Here is a 17,193-nt window from a genome sequence, read left to right as displayed (position 1 = left end):
ATTGACTCCAACTGGTGAGGTATTATGATTAAAAAGTTTATCCTTGATACCAATGTGTTGTTACATGACCCTCAAGCTTATCTTAAATTTCAAGATAACGACGTCTATATTCCCATTACAGTGATTGAAGAGATCGATACCTTTAAGAAAGATCTGAATGAAATTGGCCGTAATGCGCGTCAGGTGTCGCGGATGCTGGACAAACTACGCACCAACGGTAGGCTGACGGACGGTATTGCACTTGAAAATGGCGGTACTCTTACTGTCGTTCTTCTTTCGCGAGATCAAGTTGAAAACTTGCCGCCTGAATTACAGATCGATCGCGCAGACAATAAAATTCTATCGGTAGCGTTGGGGTTGAAAAAAGAATTTGATTGTCAAATTATCTTTGTTACCAAAGATACCAACTTACGAATCAAAGCTGATGCATTAGGACTGGTTGCTCAGGATTACGAAAACGATAAAGTTTCCATTGATGAACTCTATACGGGTACATGTGAACGTATTGTTGCAGCGAATGTTGTCGATTATTTTTATGGTCAAGGTTTCCTTGATGAGGATGAGGAAACTACTTTATTGCCGAATCAATGCATCACCTTGGTTGATGAAGGGAATCTTTCTCATACTGCCCTAGCACGTTACGATGCCGTAATGAAGAGGTTGCAACCACTGGTAAAAATTCCAAAAGAGGGGATATGGGGACTGCAAGCGCGTAACCGTGAACAGCAGTTTGCTCTTGACCTGTTGTTAGATCCTGCCGTTCAAGTTGTGACCTTAGTGGGTAAGGCGGGCACAGGTAAAACTCTGTTAGCCATCGCTGCGGGCTTGCAAAAGTCTGCTGATGATCGCAAATACAGCCGCCTTCTGGTGTCACGGCCGGTATTTCCTATGGGCCGCGACCTTGGTTTTCTCCCCGGCGATGTCGAGGAGAAGTTGGCTCCGTGGATGCAACCTATTTTTGACAATGTTGAACTGCTTCTTGGTGCCGTAGAGGAACGTGGTACGCGTAAGCGTGGATATCGTGAATTGGTTGATATGGGTATTCTGGAGATTGAGCCACTTACCTACATTCGTGGCCGCTCGATCCCTAATCAATATATGATTGTCGATGAAGCACAAAACTTGACACCACACGAGATTAAAACCATTATCACTCGCGCTGGTGAGGGGACAAAAATCGTTTTAACGGGCGATCCTTACCAAATTGATAATCCATATGTCGATGCCTCAAGTAATGGTTTGACGTATACCGTAGAAAAATTTAAGGGGCAGTCGATCTCTGGTCATGTTACCTTGTCGCACGGTGAACGTTCTGGTTTGGCAGAACTTGCCGCTAACTTGCTTTAACATCTCAATAATATAAAAAAATAACTGATGCTAATACTTACTATTGAATCCTCTTGTGATGAAACCTCAGCGGCCGTTGTTCGCGATGGCCGTGAGGTTTTAAGCAATATTATTGCCTCTCAGGTTGATCTCCATGCCTGTTACGGTGGTGTGGTGCCTGAACTTGCGGCCCGTAAACACCTTGAGGCCTGTCCCGTTGTTATCGAACAGGCGTTGCAACAAGCGAACGTTGAGCTGTCTGAGATAGAAGGGATTGCTGTCACCGCTGGCCCCGGACTGATTGGTGCACTTCTTGTTGGCATGTCCAATGCCAAGGCGATGGCCTATGCGCTGGGAGTTCCACTGGTTGGCGTCCACCACATCGAAGGCCACATTCTGGCACCTTTTTTAGAGCACCAAATTGAATTTCCTTATCTCGCTCTGGCCGTTTCTGGCGGACACACCCACCTGTATCGTGTTGAGGGTATTGGTCAGTATCAGATCATTGGTCAAACATTGGATGATGCCGCAGGAGAAGCCTTTGATAAGGTCGCTAAAATGTCAGGGTTAACCTATCCCGGTGGTGCTCTAATTGACCGTCTGGCTCAAGAAGGCGATCCGAAGCATTTTAATTTCCCTCGGCCCATGTTGCACCGGCCTGGTTTCGATTTTAGCTTCAGTGGCATCAAAACGTCGGTGCTGAACCAAATAAAAAAACTTGAGCATCCACTTGAAGAGCAAACGCTGAAACATCTTGCCGCCAGTTTTCAAGAAGCAGTTGTCGATGTTCTGAGCCGTAAAACATTTAAAGCTGCTCAAGAACAAGGCTTAACGCGCATTGTTGTTGCGGGTGGTGTTGCGTGTAATAGTGGCCTGCGCCAACGCTTTAAAAAATTCGGTTGTGATAAAAATATTGATGTATTTTTCCCCTCGCCACTATTATGTGCCGATAATGCAGCGATGCTAGCCGTTGCGGGTGATGAATACTTGCGCCGCGGTTTATCCTCGCCGCTTGATTTGAACGCTCGGGCCAACTGGCCACTTGACACTGTCGACAGCCCATTGCAGTCAGACAGCCAATCAAAACGGTAGAACACTATGTGGCGTCGATGGGGACTTATCCGACAATCTAAATTGCTTGTGTTGCGTTTGTTGCGTTTACGCGCACAGCCCGACGAAATTGCCAAAGGGTTTGCTCTGGGAATTTTTATCGGCATGACACCAACCTTTGGTTTTCAAATGTTGATTGCGTTCTTTGTTGCCATGCTTTTAGGGCAGAATAAGATCGCAGCCACCATAGGTGTCTGGATCAGTAATCCGATCACAGCGCCATTAATCTATGCTGCTGAATACGAAACAGGGCGCTTTCTTCTCGATATGGAACACATCCATTTCCCCCATCAGGTCACATCTGATTCCATTGCTGAACTCGGTTACAATCTGATGATTCCCATGTGCTTAGGCAGTGTTGTCTTCGGCTTACTTCTTGGAGCTGTCTCCTATGCTGTGGTGTTGAGGATGGTTCCAAGCCTTAAAACACTGCGTATCTCCCGTTGGCCTCGTCCCTTTAAGAGAGTAAAACATCAATGAGTACACTTCATCGGCCACGTAAACGGTTTGGCCAAAATTTTTTAATTGATCAAAATGTTATCAATCATATTATTGCCGCAGCTGAACTTTCTCCAAGTGATCATGTCCTTGAGATTGGTCCAGGGCAGGGGGCCTTAACTCACAAAATGTTGCCGTTGGTTCAACGTCTTGATTTGATCGAAATTGATCGTGATTTAGCGCAACAATTCACAGATAACGGTGACGAAAAGCTTAACGTCCATGTTGGTGATGCCCTTAAAATCGATTGGAATCAAATACTAAACCAGTCCGATTATAAGTTAGTCGCCAACTTGCCTTACAATATTTCCAGTCAAGTATTGTTTAAGATGATCACTCACCGTCAGCTTATTTCTCGCATGATACTGATGTTTCAGAAAGAAGTTGGTGACCGCCTCAGGGCGCAGCCCGGCTCAAAAGAGTATGGCTCCTTGACAGTATTGTGTCAGATATGGTTCGATATTAGCCGCGTTACGCTGGTCCCCCCCAGTGCTTTCAAGCCACCACCAAAGGTGATGTCCGAAGTACTGCGTTTTGATCGCCGTGAAACGCCGCGAGTTGAAGTTGAAGATGATGCTTTTTTCCGTCGTGTCGTCAAAGCTTCCTTTGCGCAACGGCGTAAAACGTTGCGCAATTGTCTTTGCGCTGCGGGTTTTAGTGCCGAGGTGGTTGACATTACGGCAGAAGATGCACAACTTGATATGAAGCGACGAGGGGAAACCCTCTCGATTACAGAATTTGCACATCTTGCAAAACAATTACAATGTGTTGAACAACGATATTTAACCAATTAAGGAGAGTCACGTGTCAGAACAAACAATTACCGTTAACGGAACACCCATCAGCCATTTTGATTTTATTAATGCGATCCAAAGCTATTCAATGGAGATGTTTCGTAAAACTGCTGAGCAGTTGACCGACGAAGAAACAGAGCAAGTACAAGAGGTTGCTGTTGAACGCATTATTGCCCGTGAATTGATTTTTCAACAAGCGATGGAAGAAGGCGTTATTGCTGACGATGATAAAATCAAGCAAGAGACTGTAAAAGTGATGAGCAATTTCCCAAGCCCTGAGGAGTTTTACGCAACCTTAGAAAAGGCTGGTATTGATAGAGATTGTTACTACCGGATGATCCGTCAAGACCTCTCTGTGAATATGATGACCGATAAAAAGGCCAGCGATGCTGATGAGCCAACGGATGAAGTAGTTCAAGCATTCTATGATGCCAACCCTGAAAAAATGCGTAAGCCATCACAGGTTCGTGCAAGTCATATCCTCATCAAGGCAACCGATGATGAAAGTGGTGAGGCAAAAGAGAAGATTGAAAAGATTCAAAAACAATTGCAAGCTGAAGAGTCAAGCTTTGGTGCATTAGCCCAAGAGCACTCTGCTTGCCCAAGTAGTGCCAAAGGTGGCGATCTTGGTTTCTTCGGCCCAGGTTCAATGGTTAAGGAATTTGATTCTGTTGCATTTGCATTAAAAACTGGCGAAACCAGTGATATTGTAAAAACGCCATTTGGTTATCACCTTATCCAAGTGACTGATCGTCAAGATGAGCAATCATTAAGCGTTGATGAAATCAAGCCACAAATCTCTGCATTCCTAAAAGAGCAAGAGGGTGCAAAGCTCCTTCACGCTTGGGTTGAAGAGCTTAAAACCAACGCTGAAATCAATTTCAGCGAACCTGCTGCTGAATAAATTAATGGTCTTAGATGGCTAAGCATAAACTTCGTCCCCCAAGGCGTGGTGGTTGTTCAAGGGTGACGTCATACCTGTTGTATGTCGAAGTCTTGAACAAACGCTGCTACGCTGGTGGGCGGACTTTCTGCGACGCCATATTCATTATGGATATATGGATAAATTAGAGACGTTGATATTTTCTCAACATAAAAACGAACTCGGCCTGCTTGCCAAATTGGCGGCAGCCGAGTCGCACCCCCTTTATCTTGTCGGTGGTTGTCTTCGCGACCACCTTCTCAAACGCGACAGCGCCGATTATGATTTTGTTTGTGCTGTTGACCCAAGCCATATCGCCAAAGCCTTCGCCAAACAGATCAACGGCCATTGGTTTTACCTTGATAAACAACGTGGCTACAGTCGTGTTGTCATGCGTGATGCAGCCAAACTTCAATTTGACTTTGCCCCGTTTCGTGGCCCTTCACTCGAAATTGATCTCGCTTTACGTGACTTTACTATCAATGCGATGGCGTTATCGTTAGTGATTCCCCTCGATGCTTCGGCTTTGATAGATCCCCTTAACGGCCAACGCGATCTCGCTGCTCATCAATTACGGATGTGTAGTGATACTGTTATTGCCGCCGATCCGCTACGAATCCTGAAAGGGATACGCCACTGTGCCCAGTTGAACCTTGTTGTCGATGATGCAACACAACAGCAATTTGTTGCCCATTCTCCAATGCTGAAACAGGTCGCTGGAGAACGGATATGCAGTGAATTAAGTCAGATTTTTGCAGCGGTAAACAGTGAGTCTGCACTCAAAATATTTGTTGAATGTGGTGTCGCTGAAGCGTTGACGTTGTCGTGTGATAGCGCTCGAATTGTTGAGTGTTGTCGTGCTATTGATCACAGGATGCAGCAGTTTAAACAGCAACAGGAGGATTGTTCTTTGCAGCAATTAAACCTTCAGGGTGGTGATGGTTTTACTGTTGCTGGGTTGATAGCTTTTATCGCTATTCTAAGGTGTTGTTCTGTGAATGGTGATAAACTAGATGAGCTTTTAAGGCGGCTTCATTTTGAAAAACGTGTTGCTCAATTGCTCCGTTTTTTCCTAAATACCACCGCAGCAGAATTCGATAAATACCATCAGTTAAACTGTGCTGATCGCGGTAAGTTATTGTGGTTGCAACAGCACCATGCGCCATTACCTCAAGCACTTATTTTTTGCCAATTGCTTAGTGGCGGCGATATGGATACGCAACACTTGTTAGCGTTGCAGAACCTCTGTCAACAAACTCAAAACAATGGTCGAATTCGACCATTGCTGACAACTGATCGCATTCAGAAACTGGCTCCTTACTGTCACGGGCGACAGCTAGGTCAGTGTTTTAAAGCTCTCGAACTAGCTGAGATCAGTGGCACGGTAACGAACGCGATTGAGGCCGAAAGTTATCTTGTTAAATGGTGTGAATCCAATTGACAACCATAGCTACTGTTACATATACTCCATCACCTATTGCGGGAATAACTCAGTGGTAGAGTGTCACCTTCCCAAGGTGAAGGTCGCGAGTTCGAATCTCGTTTCCCGCTCCATAAAAAAAACAGGCATTTCGGTTAATTCTGAATGCCTTTTTTTGTATCTTTTTCAATCATTAGGTACCTTTAAAGGTGGCTTTTGTTTTTTCTTTTGGGGGGGAAGAGTATGCGTTTCATTACTTTCTTTGTATTATTATTGTTGTTTCAAACAGTTGCCTTAAGTGCCAGTTTATATAAATGGCGTGATTCCTCGGGGGTTTTGCATATAACGGATACTGCACCACCTTCAACTGCACAAGATATTTCTGGTGGTACTTATGACAAGAAAAAACAGACTGCATTTGACCGCCAACAAGCTGAAAGGCAAAATATTTATTATGATCAACTTGCCCAGAATAATTATCGTGAAACGCATCGTCAAAGGGTAGTTACTGAATACAATGAACATGTAGACGATTTTCAAGATCGTCGATATGAACAAAGAAAAGCATACCTTGAATCCCAAATTTATAAATATAATCGAGCAATAAATATTCAGGATCCAAAGAAAACACGGGACTATTATCGTCAGCAACGGGATCATTATAAAGAGCAGTTGAGAATACTTAAAAAACATCATTGATATGTGCGGTGACACTAAAAAAAAACAGGCACTTAGCTTAAATGCTAAGTGCCTTTTTTTTTTGTTTTTCGATAATGGGATTCATTGTTTCGGCTCTCTCATTGCTTCCTTAATTATTTCCAAGTGAAGCCTCAATCTTCTTATCCGTTTTGTACTGACTTAATGCATACACAGACCATATCGCTGCTGGAATCCAACCGATTAAAGTGATTTGCAGTATTAAGCAGATGATGCCAGCAAAAGGGCGACCAATGGTGAAAAATTGAAACCATGGCAGTATTATTGCCAAAAGTAAACGCATGGTGGACTCCTTATTATGTGAGTTTTTGCTTTATTTTAAAGTAAACGACAGATCAATCACGACATAATAGTTGAGCTTGATTTGCAAGTCAATCCTGTGACAATTTGCGTCTAAACTTTGCTAAAAGTGTGGTGATTAAACCATGGTCTGTGGCTTTAACGCCTCAATAATGCGTTAATTTTTCGTAGTAAAAAGTTCATTCAGAAACAATAATCAAACTAATTTGGTACCTATTTAATTGGTTTTTAATCCTAAATGATCAGAAAGTGTACTTCATTATGAATTAATAACCTTTGTTTTCCTTGCAATAGGCTGAATTTATAACAAATCATGACGGCATCTATTTTTCTTATGATCGACCCCTTTAATAATTTATGTACAAAAGTTTATTGGAATAGGTCTCTCGTTTTTGTGCTGTGCTGCTCATTTGTAGTGTTGGTATGTAGGTTGCAACATATATGGTGAGTGTGTCGTTAATAAAGTGACTATAAAACAACACGTTATCCATTTCTTGTTGTGCTGATTAAAAGAACAATCAAAACAAAACTCTGCCTGAACTAAAACGGGAGGTTCCATGTCGATCTGTTTGCGTTTCCTTTTTCTTGCTTTGATCATGTTGTTTGTTACTACGCCTGTATTGGCTGATGAAATGTTATCGATCAAGGCTGGCTATCAATTGTTAGAACCTGAGGGATCTATTGCTGTGAGTGATCATGGCTTTAGTTCAAAGCTCGATGTTGATAACGATATACACCTTGATGACAGTGAAGAGTTGCTCGCTGAGGTTGCTTTACAATTAGGTGATTCACGCCTGACTTTCTCCTATCTACCCATTGAATTTTCTGGTTCAGGTAGCATCCCATTTACTGGCAGCTACAATGGTCAAGCGTTCAATATTGGCGACCATGTATCAAGTCGAATTAAGTTAGACCTGTACGATGCTGGTTATACCTATTATCTGATTAATATGGATGATGCTCCAACGCGTTTTCAACTGGGCATTGAGTTGTCGGTGAAGGTTGCTGATCTTGAAGTCGAATTTACTGATTCAACTACAGGATTAGATGAGAGTGATTCGCTATTGGTGCCGTTGCCAACATTGGGCATTCGGAGTCGTATTGCTCTTGCTGATTTAGTTGGCATTAGTTTACGTGCAGGCTATTTTGAATACGATGATAATAGTATTTTTGATGCTGATATCCAATTGGAGTATTCACCAATTCCTAATGCCGGAATTTTTGTAGGTTATCGCTTTTTTGACTTAGATGTTGATGAGCAAGACCTGTACGTTAGTCTTGAAATTTCAGGTCCTTATGCCGGTCTGTTAGTCCGATTTTAGATCTTTAATAGCCGTTTAATAATGCTTGTTTTGCTGTTATCGCTGTCAAACTGTGTGCTGCTGCCACAGCGGGATTGCATAAGAGCCCTTGATGGACATTTAGCCCGTGTAAAAAGCCAGCATCATCGTTAAGGCTCTGCTGTAGACCACGATTCGCCAGTTGGATGATATAGGGTAGGGTGCGGCTTGTTAACGCTAAGGTACTTGTTCGTGCCACCGCCGCCGGAATATTGGTGACCGCATAATGGATAACACCGGCATGAAGGTAGCTTGGCGCGTCATGGCTGGTTGCCTGAATGGTTTCAATACAGCCACCTTGATCAATCGATACATCCACAATAACGCTCCCCGCTTTCATTTTCTCGACCTGATCCGCCGTGACCAGTTGCGGCGCCTTTGCTCCCGCTACCAACACTGCACCAATGAGTAAATCCGCCTCTCGTACAGCCGTAGAGATAAGCTCTGGTGTTGCGAGGAGGGTTTGAATCCGATTACCATAACGGCGATCAAGTGCTTCGAGCTTATGGGGGCTACGGTTGATAATAGTGACATCAGCACCCATACCGACGGCTATCTTTAGGGCATTTTCGCCCACGGTTCCAGCGCCAAGAATGACCACTTTACCCCGTTCCACCCCAGGAGCACCAGACAGTAGTACACCACGGCCGCCATGCTCTTTTTGCAATAAATTTGCCCCGATTTGTGTCGCCATTCGGCCCGCAATTAAGCTCATCGGTTGTAATAGTGGTAGTCCTCCGTCGTCATCTTTCACCGTTTCATAGCCAATGGCACTGACTCTTCGATCTAAAAGTTGCTGTGTTAGTTTGGGCAGTGCCGCCAAATGTAAGTAGGTAAATAATATTTGTCCTGCTTGCAACATCTCAATTTCGGTTGGTTGTGGTTCTTTTACTTTCACAATGAGTTCAGCCTCGGCAAACAACCGTTGAGTGTCCGTTTCGATCCTTGCCCCAGCAGCGATGTAGTCGTCATCCCTCATATCGATGCCGATCCCGGCATGGTGCTCCACCACCACCTCATGTCCCTCTTTTATCAGCGCTGCAACACCGAGAGGAGTCATGGCCACGCGATATTCATGATTTTTGATCTCTTTGGCAATGGCAATTTTCATAATGCCTCACATGATAATGTTTGGATGGTCATAATTGATAAGGTAAGAATAGCGCGACGTTGAAACAAGTCAAAGCATAGCTGCACGATTTGTTGGTCATAGGATGAAATGGGGCGTTAAGGTGGGTAATCGTATTGTTGTCATGACGGTACAGGTGTTAATGGCTGGCGTGCTCTCCCCATATAGCTTTTAAGCGTTGATCACGACCGCAATTCCAACGATAGAAGTTGTAACGAACTGGATTGTTTTTAGCATAGTCCTGATGATAACTCTCATCGCCAGCAATGGGATAAAAGGTTGAACTGTTAAGAATTGGGGTGACAATCTTTTTATCGGGAAACATCAAAGCTATCTGTGCTTTCGACCCTTGGGCAATCTGGCGTTGTTGAGGTGAATCAACAAATATAGCACTTAAATAGCTTGGCCCCTTGTCGCAGAACTGTCCTCTAGCATCAAACGGATCGATATTGACCCAATAGTGATCAAGGAGTTGTTGATAGCTTATTAGAGTTGAATCGTAAGAGATCTCCACCGCTTCGTAGTGACCGCTGTGATTGCCGCTGTAGGTTGGGCTTTTTAAAGAACCACCGGTAAAACCAGAAATAACATCCGTTACGCCCGCCAGTTTTTCAAAATCAGATTCCATACACCAGAAACAACCGCCCGCCAAAATAGTTTTATCAGCGAATGCTGTTGTTGACATGAGAAGTAACAGGGAAACATAGGTGAAAATTAGTTTTATTTTCATCATACTCCTCATTGTTCGATTTTTTATAAAAGGAAGCCACGAATACCGGTAAACACAATCTGAGCGGCAATAGCGGTAACAAACAAACCGGTCATCTTTTGTAAGATGGCCAGTGAGCGCTTACTTAGTAGATGTTGTAGCCGACCCGATGATAACAGAATCAAACCGATACTTAGAGCTGCACCAGCCAATGCCGTACAGAACTCCAATAGCTCAAGGTTGCTCTTTGGTTCGGCACCCATCACCATTAACACCCCAATTACACCCGGACCAACAGTGATCGGCAGTGCTAGCGGTACAACAGCAATATCGCTGGTTTCTGGCGTGCTATCGACGGTTGGCCGACCATTTACCATAGTGATGCCACTGAGAAATAATACCGCACCAGCACCGATTCGGAAAGCATCAAGGGTGATACCAAACAGAGCAAAGATATACTTACCGAAAAAGAACACACAAAAACAGCTGATCAATACGGCAATCGTGACCTTAACGGCGGTTCTTCGCACCTCTTGACTGCTGAGTTCATTGGTTAGGGCAATGAACGAAGACAGCACGAAAAATGGTGTCATGATAAACAACAGTTTTAGGTAATCATTGATAAATGTCGTCCACATGCTGAGCTCCATAGTCTTAAGAGATAGGTGAGTGCGTGTTCTTTTCAAGTCGAAAGTGTAAGTAACTTTACCATGTTTTACAATGGCTCTTTCTTTTTGGTACCTGTTTTTTCGTTGATAAAATCTTTAACTTAATTGTATCTCTAAAATATTTCAGACATTTGCAGCCGAATAGCGTGCAGATACGTTGCCAGTTAACGAATGTAGTTGCCATCAGATACAATCCTGTCATCAACACCCAATATCTAATTTTAATCCAATTTTTTCATTCGTTCTATTGACATTGGATAAGTCTAAATTATCGTTAAACATATGACGATGCTAACTCGATTAAAAAAGCTCGTAGAAATGAACTCTTATACGGCTAATAAGTCTGGTGTTGATGCCGTAGGGCAGCAGTTCGAATCTTGGTTAAGGCCGTTGGGATTTCATTGCCAGCAATTTGTTCGCCATCACCTTGGTGATCACCTGTTGTTGACGACACCGCGAGTCGACGGTGAAAGAATTTTATTGCTCGGTCATCTGGATACCGTTTTCGTAGCGGGAACATTTGACTGTTACCGTCAGGATGATCGTTGGGTTTACGGCCCGGGCGTCTGCGATATGAAAGGTGGCCTGATTGTCGCCATCGAAGCGTTGGAACAGGTGTTTAATCATCACGGTGCATTGAGCAATATCGATTTTTTATTGGTTAGCGACGAGGAGACTGGCAGCGATGATTCTAAGGCGCTGACGCAACGATTGGCACCAGACTATCACTATTGTTTTGTGCTTGAGGCTGCAGGTCAGAATATGGAGTTGGTTACAGCTCGCAAAGGGGTTGGCACCTTCACTTTGGAGATCACTGGTCGCAAGGCTCATTCCGGCACAGCTATGGAGCAAGGGATCGATGCTAATCGTGAAGCGGCGGAAAAATTACTCAGTCTTTGCGCTCTAAGTGATGTTGAGCAGGGCACGACGGTGAATGTTGGTATGATTACTGGTGGTACGGGTGCCAATACGGTGTCGGGGGCGTCGTCGTTGCTGTTTGAAATTCGTTTTGCTAGTCATGCTGAAAAGGTGCGACTGCTCACGGCCATTGAAAAGTTGCTGACCACCAGTGTTATACCGGGCACCATCTTGCATTTGAGCGGCTTGATTCAGCGCGATGTGATGGAAGAGACCAGCCAGCAACTGTGTCTATTGCGGCGGCTTGGTCAAATCAGCGGTCAAAAGTTGGCGTCTGAACACCGTGGTGGGGTCAGTGATGCCAATTTAACTGCCCAGATGGGGGTTGTAACCTTAGATGGTTTTGGCCCCTTTGGCGATGGCGATCACACTTTGAATGAACGGGCATTGATTGCAAGTTTTACTTCGAGAATCGACTTATTGGTTAAGATCCTAAATTATCAACAGCAGCGACGTAACCTTGATGTGGAGAATGATGATGGAACGGATGATCGGGTTGTGGATGTACCAGAATTGCGGCGGAAACAAGATTGAAGAGCAAATAGTTGACCAGTTAAATGAGCGGGGAATTGGGACAGTTCGGGGGCTAGACCTTCGTTATTCTAAAGCGACCGGGCAAGGGATCGAGTGCAAAGGGACGCGGATTGATGAATTGGACCTGTTCTTTTCCTACAATGCTGGCGAGCAGACGGATTATCAGGTGTATATGTACGAGTACATCAATGACTTTACCCCTACGATAAATAATTTTCGTTCTTTCAAGCTGGCTGAAGATAAATTCAAAACCAATTCATTACTCAATAAATATGGGATAAAAACAGCAGATTTTTGCCTGTGTAATAAAGAGAATCCTGAAGAGCTTGAGCAGGTCTTTGCTGAGCACGGCACTCTGGTGTTTAAGCCCGTTGATGGTTGGGGAGGTACCAGAGTCACCAAGATCGATAGTTTTGACCAATTGAGTTCGCTGAAACCTCATCTCGATCCTGAAGAGTATAAATATTACTATGTTGAGCGTTATATCGACTATGACGGCAGCGATTTTCGCGTTGATCTCGTCAACGGTGAATTTGTTGGTTGTTATGGGCGTAAAGCACGTGAGGGCGATTGGCGAACGAATGTGACATCGGGTGGTAGTGTATTCTTGCGCGAACCCATCCCTGAAGTGGTTACTCTGGCACGTCAGGCTGCGTTAGTCACCGGCTTGGAGATCGCCGGTGTTGATATCGTCTATGATCGAAAAAATGAAGAATACCTCGTTATCGAAGTCAATGGTCTTCCTGCTTTTGCGACCCCAGAGCAGGAACAGTCTGGGATCGATTTCAATTCACGTAAAATTGCTAAAATTGTCGAATGTATTGATCACATTACAGGGGAGAACTCATGTCAGTAGAAACTTTGCCACGGCTGGGGTTTTTGTACCTCGATTATGTGATGCGTTTTTTCAATGAGTCTAACTTTAAAGGCTGGCCAGACCGGATAGAACATGTGGTCTATCACTGGGGCAATGATGGCCAGAGATTTGTCGATGAGGTGAAACGAAAAAAGATCGACGTGTTGGTCGGTAATATCCCGGCAACGGCCTATGAACCGTTTAAACAGATCAAAAAACAGCTGCCCGATGTCCGTTTTGTTCCGTCAGTTGAAAGCCAGTTCACCAATAAATCGAAGGAAAATGTCACGCGCTTTTGCTCCAAGTTTAAACTTGGTCACCCCCATACCGAGATCTTTTACGATCGTGAACAGGGGCTGAACTATCTTAAAACCTGTTCCTATCCGCGGATCATAAAGCGCTCCTATGGCCCGTCAAATTATGGCGGTTATTTTGTTCATAAGGTTGATAATGCTACGCAGGCACTAGCATTGATGAAGAAAAAACGCTATCTGCCGATCTATGTTCAGGAGTGTATTCCACTGACAAAAGATATTCGAGTGATGTTGATTGGCCATAAACCCGTGTGCGCATTCTGGCGGATTGCTGGCGACAATCAGTGGATCACCAACACCTCTCAAGGGGGGTCGATGAGCTATGACAATGTGCCTATGGGGGCACTGGAGTTGGCAGTGAGCGCTTCCAAAGCCGCTAAGGCTGAATACTTTGCCTGCGACATCGCTGAATATGGCGATGACTATAGCATTTTGGAGTGTGCGACAGCTTTTGCCGCCTTCTCTTATATTCGTGACTGGATTGGTCAATATCTGATGTGGGATCTGTCTGGTGGCCGTTTTGCCAAGCCGCATGTTCCGCTGTTTAGCTGGGAAGAACTGGGCAAAATTAAACCTGAACTGTTGCGCTGCTTGCGCCATATCGGCTTTAGTCGTTACCACCCCTCGGCAGATGGCGCGTTGTACAGTAACGATCTGCATGGCGAACTGTTCCAGATGGAGCGTACCGCTACCAGTTACGAGGGTGATATCCCACCTACGTTGATTGATCAGGATCAAAGTCTTCCTCAGGCGGTGCTTGAACAGGCACAGCAAGGGGAGTCCACCGAACCGGAAATTCTTGATCTTAAGGCGCGCGAACTCTCAGAAATCACCTTGACTGACCTTTTGGCACTTCAGGGGATGAGTGAGAAGATGGCAGAGATGGTCTGGGCGGATATGGTTGCTCAACCCACGGTTGAGTTTGCCGAACTCGCAGCAGTGTCAACCATCGAAGCATCATTATTACGCTGCTGGCAGCAACAGCTCCGTTTGAGCTGAGGGGGGAGGCGGACATCAAACAATTGTATCGCTCATACGAAGAGGCGGTAACCTTCCTCGATCATCTCGCGCAGAGCTATCCCGATCTCGTTCGGGTGGAATCCATTGGTACAAGTTGGGAACAGCGTGAAATTAAGCTGATCACCCTAAGCTTGGATGTTCGTACTGCCGATGACAAACCCGCTCTGTTTTACACAGGTACCATCCATGCTCGGGAATGGATCGGAGTCGAACTAGCTCTCGATTTCGCGAAATATGTCGTGGAGAACATCAGCTTTGATCCTTGGGTTAAAGAGCTGTTGCGCTATTCCACCGTTTATATGGTTCCCTGCGTCAATCCTGATGGACTGGAATATTCGCGCAATTACTTTTCATTTTGGCGAAAAAATCGCCGTCAAAATGCTGACGGATCTTACGGGGTCGATCTTAATCGTAATTTTCCCGTTGGATTTTCAAAAAGTAACAAAACTTATTCAGAAATTTATCCCGGTCCGCAGCCATTTTCAGAGCCTGAAACTCAAGCGCTAAGGGATTTTGTAGTAAGTCATCCGAATATCTCCATCGCTTTAGATTATCACTCGCAGGGGAATGTGTTTTTCCCCGCCCACGACTTTCGTCATGAAGATACCATCGATACCACCGATATGAATGTGTTGTGCGCCAATATGGCCGAGAGTATCCGCAAAGTGAGTAATCGAGAATATGGGATTCATCAGGGCAAACCGCCGACATCGTTAATCAGCGGCAGCGGGCGCGAGTTTTACCATTCTCACGGCATGCTTGCTAGTGTTGTCGAAGTGGGAACCCGCAATATCTCAGACTATCTCGATGATATGAGCGAGCATATAAAGGAACATATTGATGCCTTATTGACGGCGATCAACGAAGTTCCAAACTATGCAAAAGATAATCCGTTACCGCGTGTTTCGGGGTTGATGCTTGAGACTGTCAGTAGTTTTGAGGTTAGCTTCTCATGGGAGTATGAAACAGATTGCACTGTCTATTTCGAAGTTTATCGCAATACACGCCCAAAGGGCTTTTGTAAGCGGGCTAACCGAGTTGGAATCACTAAAATTTGTTCGTTTAGTGATGACAACCTGCAAAGTACCACTGAGTATTATTACTATATCCGAGCTGTCGATAAAGAGACCAAAGTCAAGTCGGCATTTGCACCGATATTGCGGGTTAAAACACTGTTAAACGATGATGAACTCAGTCGTATTTACTATCCTATTGCGGCGCAAACAGGTTATGTCGCCGAGCGGCTGGAGAACAACCGCGAACATTTCGGCCAGAATTCGTTATATGTTGGGGTCGATGAGGTCAAAGGGATCAGTTATGCCATCCTTAACTTTTCGTTAGCGACCATCCCCAAAAACGCCATCATCAAATCTGCCGTGGTGTCGCTGTATCCCATCAATCGCGTGTTAACGACCATCGAAAAATACGGGGAATGGAGCATCGCCATGATCGATCCTGACAGCATTGACGATATGGCTGAGTTTGTCCAGCTTGATCAGGTCGAGATTCTCCATTATGTCGGTCGACCGACTACCTCTGACCAACTGACTCAGGGGATATGGCGAAATTGGAAATTCTCTCAGTTTGAATGTCGAACATTACAGGAACAGATTGTTCAGGAGCGCGCTTGCTTTCGTGTTGAGGGGCCCAAGGAACTCAAAGCCGGACGCAGCAAGCAGATGATGCAGTGGGATATCGGTTATGGTCGTGATGGCTCGGGCCTCAACTATCGGCCAAAACTGGAGATCGTCTATACCATCGAACCGGTTAGGGTTGAACTCTATCCTAAAACAATCTTCAGCCTGTCACATCAGCAGGTACTTGAAGATGAAATTATTTGCGGTTGTGATGTTAACGGTAAGAAAGTCTACAGCGTACTGGAGTTTGATATCTCCTCTTTGCCCGCTTTTGATTACAGTGTCATTGTTAGTGCTAACCTGTGGTTGAATGCCACCAAGGTTTACTTTAAGGAAAATCTCCGTTTTCATCTGGAGTTTATAGAAGAAACACCACGAGAGTATGGCGTGATTCACGAAAGAATCGTTATCGAAAATATTGGCTACGATGTGAGTAGTCAGGGCTTAAAAAGTAAAAATGGTCAGCAATTTTATTTTGATAAATATTCGCTATTGGAACTGGCCCACAGGCAAAAACAAAAGCGCAATGTCACCTTATTGTTGCGGCCGACATCATCTGAGCATGTGATCAAAGATAAACTGGTTGAGTGGTGCTCTAAGGAATCTAACTTAGCTCCTCGGCTAGTGATCGAATACCTCCCTAAACGGCGCAATCCTGTCGCGCCCATTAATGATTTACGCTATAGCATTGACAATGAAAGAATTCGCATCGATTGGAACAATCCCGACGATATAGATTTTCGCGGTGTGAAGGTCGTTAAAAATAACTTCCGGCCACCATTATCACCATTTGATGGGGTGAAGATATATGCAGGAATTGATAATTACACCTATGACAGTTTTGGTGCTCTCGATCTATGTAAATATTTTGCAGTTTTCACCTATGATGATGTGCCGAACTATTCGAAGCCAGTGATTGTTAAGTATTGCGATCAAAGAAAATTAAATCGCAAATAGGTTGAAATAGGTGGTTAGTAATTG

Annotated in this window: 16 protein-coding genes and 1 tRNA gene; 13 read left to right on the top strand and 4 right to left on the bottom strand. The window is 44.6% G+C overall.

What is annotated here, in order from left to right; all coding sequences use genetic code 11:
• Positions 1 to 24 precede the first annotated feature (24 nt).
• From ACZ5KY_RS11620 to ACZ5KY_RS11585, 8 genes are all read left to right on the top strand, one after another.
• Positions 25 to 1,347: a PhoH family protein gene (locus ACZ5KY_RS11620; RefSeq protein ID WP_464244064.1), complete on the top strand. Its 1,323-nt coding sequence runs from the start codon at positions 25 to 27 to the stop codon at positions 1,345 to 1,347.
• A gap of 27 nt (positions 1,348 to 1,374) precedes the next feature.
• Positions 1,375 to 2,418, top strand: coding sequence for a tRNA (adenosine(37)-N6)-threonylcarbamoyltransferase complex transferase subunit TsaD (tsaD, locus tag ACZ5KY_RS11615; protein ID WP_464244063.1), 1,044 nt, complete (start codon positions 1,375 to 1,377; stop codon positions 2,416 to 2,418).
• 6 nt (positions 2,419 to 2,424) lie between these two features.
• Entirely contained in the window at positions 2,425 to 2,916 is a 492-nt protein-coding gene (locus tag ACZ5KY_RS11610) for a DUF2062 domain-containing protein (protein ID WP_464244062.1), read from the top strand.
• Positions 2,913 to 3,728: a 16S rRNA (adenine(1518)-N(6)/adenine(1519)-N(6))-dimethyltransferase RsmA gene (rsmA, locus tag ACZ5KY_RS11605; protein WP_464244061.1), complete on the top strand. Its 816-nt coding sequence runs from the start codon at positions 2,913 to 2,915 to the stop codon at positions 3,726 to 3,728. Before ACZ5KY_RS11610 ends, rsmA begins: the two co-directional genes overlap by 4 nt.
• A 10-nt stretch (positions 3,729 to 3,738) precedes the next feature.
• Positions 3,739 to 4,632 carry a peptidylprolyl isomerase gene (locus tag ACZ5KY_RS11600; protein ID WP_464244060.1) on the top strand — a complete coding sequence of 298 codons (894 nt, stop codon included), beginning with the start codon at positions 3,739 to 3,741 and terminating at the stop codon, positions 4,630 to 4,632.
• Between the two features lie 154 nt (positions 4,633 to 4,786).
• Positions 4,787 to 6,091, top strand: a complete 1,305-nt coding sequence (locus ACZ5KY_RS11595; protein ID WP_464244059.1) for a tRNA nucleotidyltransferase/poly(A) polymerase family protein — start codon at positions 4,787 to 4,789, stop codon at positions 6,089 to 6,091.
• A 38-nt stretch (positions 6,092 to 6,129) separates the two neighbouring features.
• A tRNA-Gly gene (locus tag ACZ5KY_RS11590) sits at positions 6,130 to 6,204 on the top strand.
• A gap of 109 nt (positions 6,205 to 6,313) precedes the next feature.
• Positions 6,314 to 6,769 (top strand): DUF4124 domain-containing protein, encoded by a 456-nt coding sequence (locus tag ACZ5KY_RS11585; RefSeq protein ID WP_464244058.1) that lies wholly within the window; start codon positions 6,314 to 6,316, stop codon positions 6,767 to 6,769.
• A gap of 109 nt (positions 6,770 to 6,878) precedes the next feature.
• Here the strand turns inward: ACZ5KY_RS11585 and ACZ5KY_RS11580 are convergent, their stop codons facing one another.
• A complete protein-coding gene (locus ACZ5KY_RS11580; protein ID WP_464244057.1) occupies positions 6,879 to 7,070 on the bottom strand; it encodes a YqaE/Pmp3 family membrane protein in 192 nt (63 codons plus the stop codon).
• A gap of 574 nt (positions 7,071 to 7,644) precedes the next feature.
• Here ACZ5KY_RS11580 and ACZ5KY_RS11575 point away from each other — a divergent pair.
• The gene (locus ACZ5KY_RS11575; protein WP_464244056.1) at positions 7,645 to 8,409 is read left to right on the top strand and encodes a porin family protein; all 765 of its coding nucleotides are present in this window, start codon (positions 7,645 to 7,647) and stop codon (positions 8,407 to 8,409) included.
• Positions 8,410 to 8,413: 4 nt separating this feature from the next.
• Here ACZ5KY_RS11575 and ald read toward each other — a convergent pair whose 3' ends face one another.
• The 3 genes from ald to ACZ5KY_RS11560 all read right to left on the bottom strand — a co-directional run bounded on the left by ald (position 8,414) and on the right by ACZ5KY_RS11560 (position 10,903).
• The gene (gene ald, locus ACZ5KY_RS11570; protein WP_464244055.1) at positions 8,414 to 9,538 is read right to left on the bottom strand and encodes an alanine dehydrogenase; all 1,125 of its coding nucleotides are present in this window, start codon (positions 9,536 to 9,538) and stop codon (positions 8,414 to 8,416) included.
• A 157-nt stretch (positions 9,539 to 9,695) separates the two neighbouring features.
• The gene (gene msrA / locus ACZ5KY_RS11565) at positions 9,696 to 10,286 is read right to left on the bottom strand and encodes a peptide-methionine (S)-S-oxide reductase MsrA (RefSeq protein ID WP_464244054.1); all 591 of its coding nucleotides are present in this window, start codon (positions 10,284 to 10,286) and stop codon (positions 9,696 to 9,698) included.
• Positions 10,287 to 10,309: 23 nt separating this feature from the next.
• On the bottom strand, positions 10,310 to 10,903 hold the full coding sequence (locus ACZ5KY_RS11560; RefSeq protein ID WP_464244053.1) for a MarC family protein: 594 nt from the start codon (positions 10,901 to 10,903) through the stop codon (positions 10,310 to 10,312).
• Positions 10,904 to 11,251: 348 nt separating this feature from the next.
• Between ACZ5KY_RS11560 and ACZ5KY_RS11555 the strand changes: the two genes are divergently transcribed.
• From ACZ5KY_RS11555 to ACZ5KY_RS11540, 4 genes are read left to right on the top strand one after another with little or no spacing between them, the layout of a single operon-like run.
• Entirely contained in the window at positions 11,252 to 12,385 is a 1,134-nt protein-coding gene (locus tag ACZ5KY_RS11555) for a M20 family metallopeptidase (protein ID WP_464244052.1), read from the top strand.
• Positions 12,330 to 13,241 carry an ATP-grasp domain-containing protein gene (locus ACZ5KY_RS11550; protein ID WP_464244051.1) on the top strand — a complete coding sequence of 304 codons (912 nt, stop codon included), beginning with the start codon at positions 12,330 to 12,332 and terminating at the stop codon, positions 13,239 to 13,241. Before ACZ5KY_RS11555 ends, ACZ5KY_RS11550 begins: the two co-directional genes overlap by 56 nt.
• Complete coding sequence (locus tag ACZ5KY_RS11545; protein ID WP_464244050.1) at positions 13,232 to 14,554, top strand: ATP-grasp domain-containing protein; 1,323 nt, start codon at positions 13,232 to 13,234, stop codon at positions 14,552 to 14,554. Before ACZ5KY_RS11550 ends, ACZ5KY_RS11545 begins: the two co-directional genes overlap by 10 nt.
• Positions 14,555 to 14,577: 23 nt before the next feature.
• Positions 14,578 to 17,169, top strand: coding sequence for a M14 family zinc carboxypeptidase (locus tag ACZ5KY_RS11540; protein ID WP_464244049.1), 2,592 nt, complete (start codon positions 14,578 to 14,580; stop codon positions 17,167 to 17,169).
• Positions 17,170 to 17,193: the final 24 nt, after the last annotated feature.

It is taken from the genome of Desulfuromonas svalbardensis (assembly GCF_055389415.1).
The sequence above is the reverse complement of the archived record's forward strand: the minus strand, read 5'-3'. Positions and strand labels throughout refer to the sequence as shown.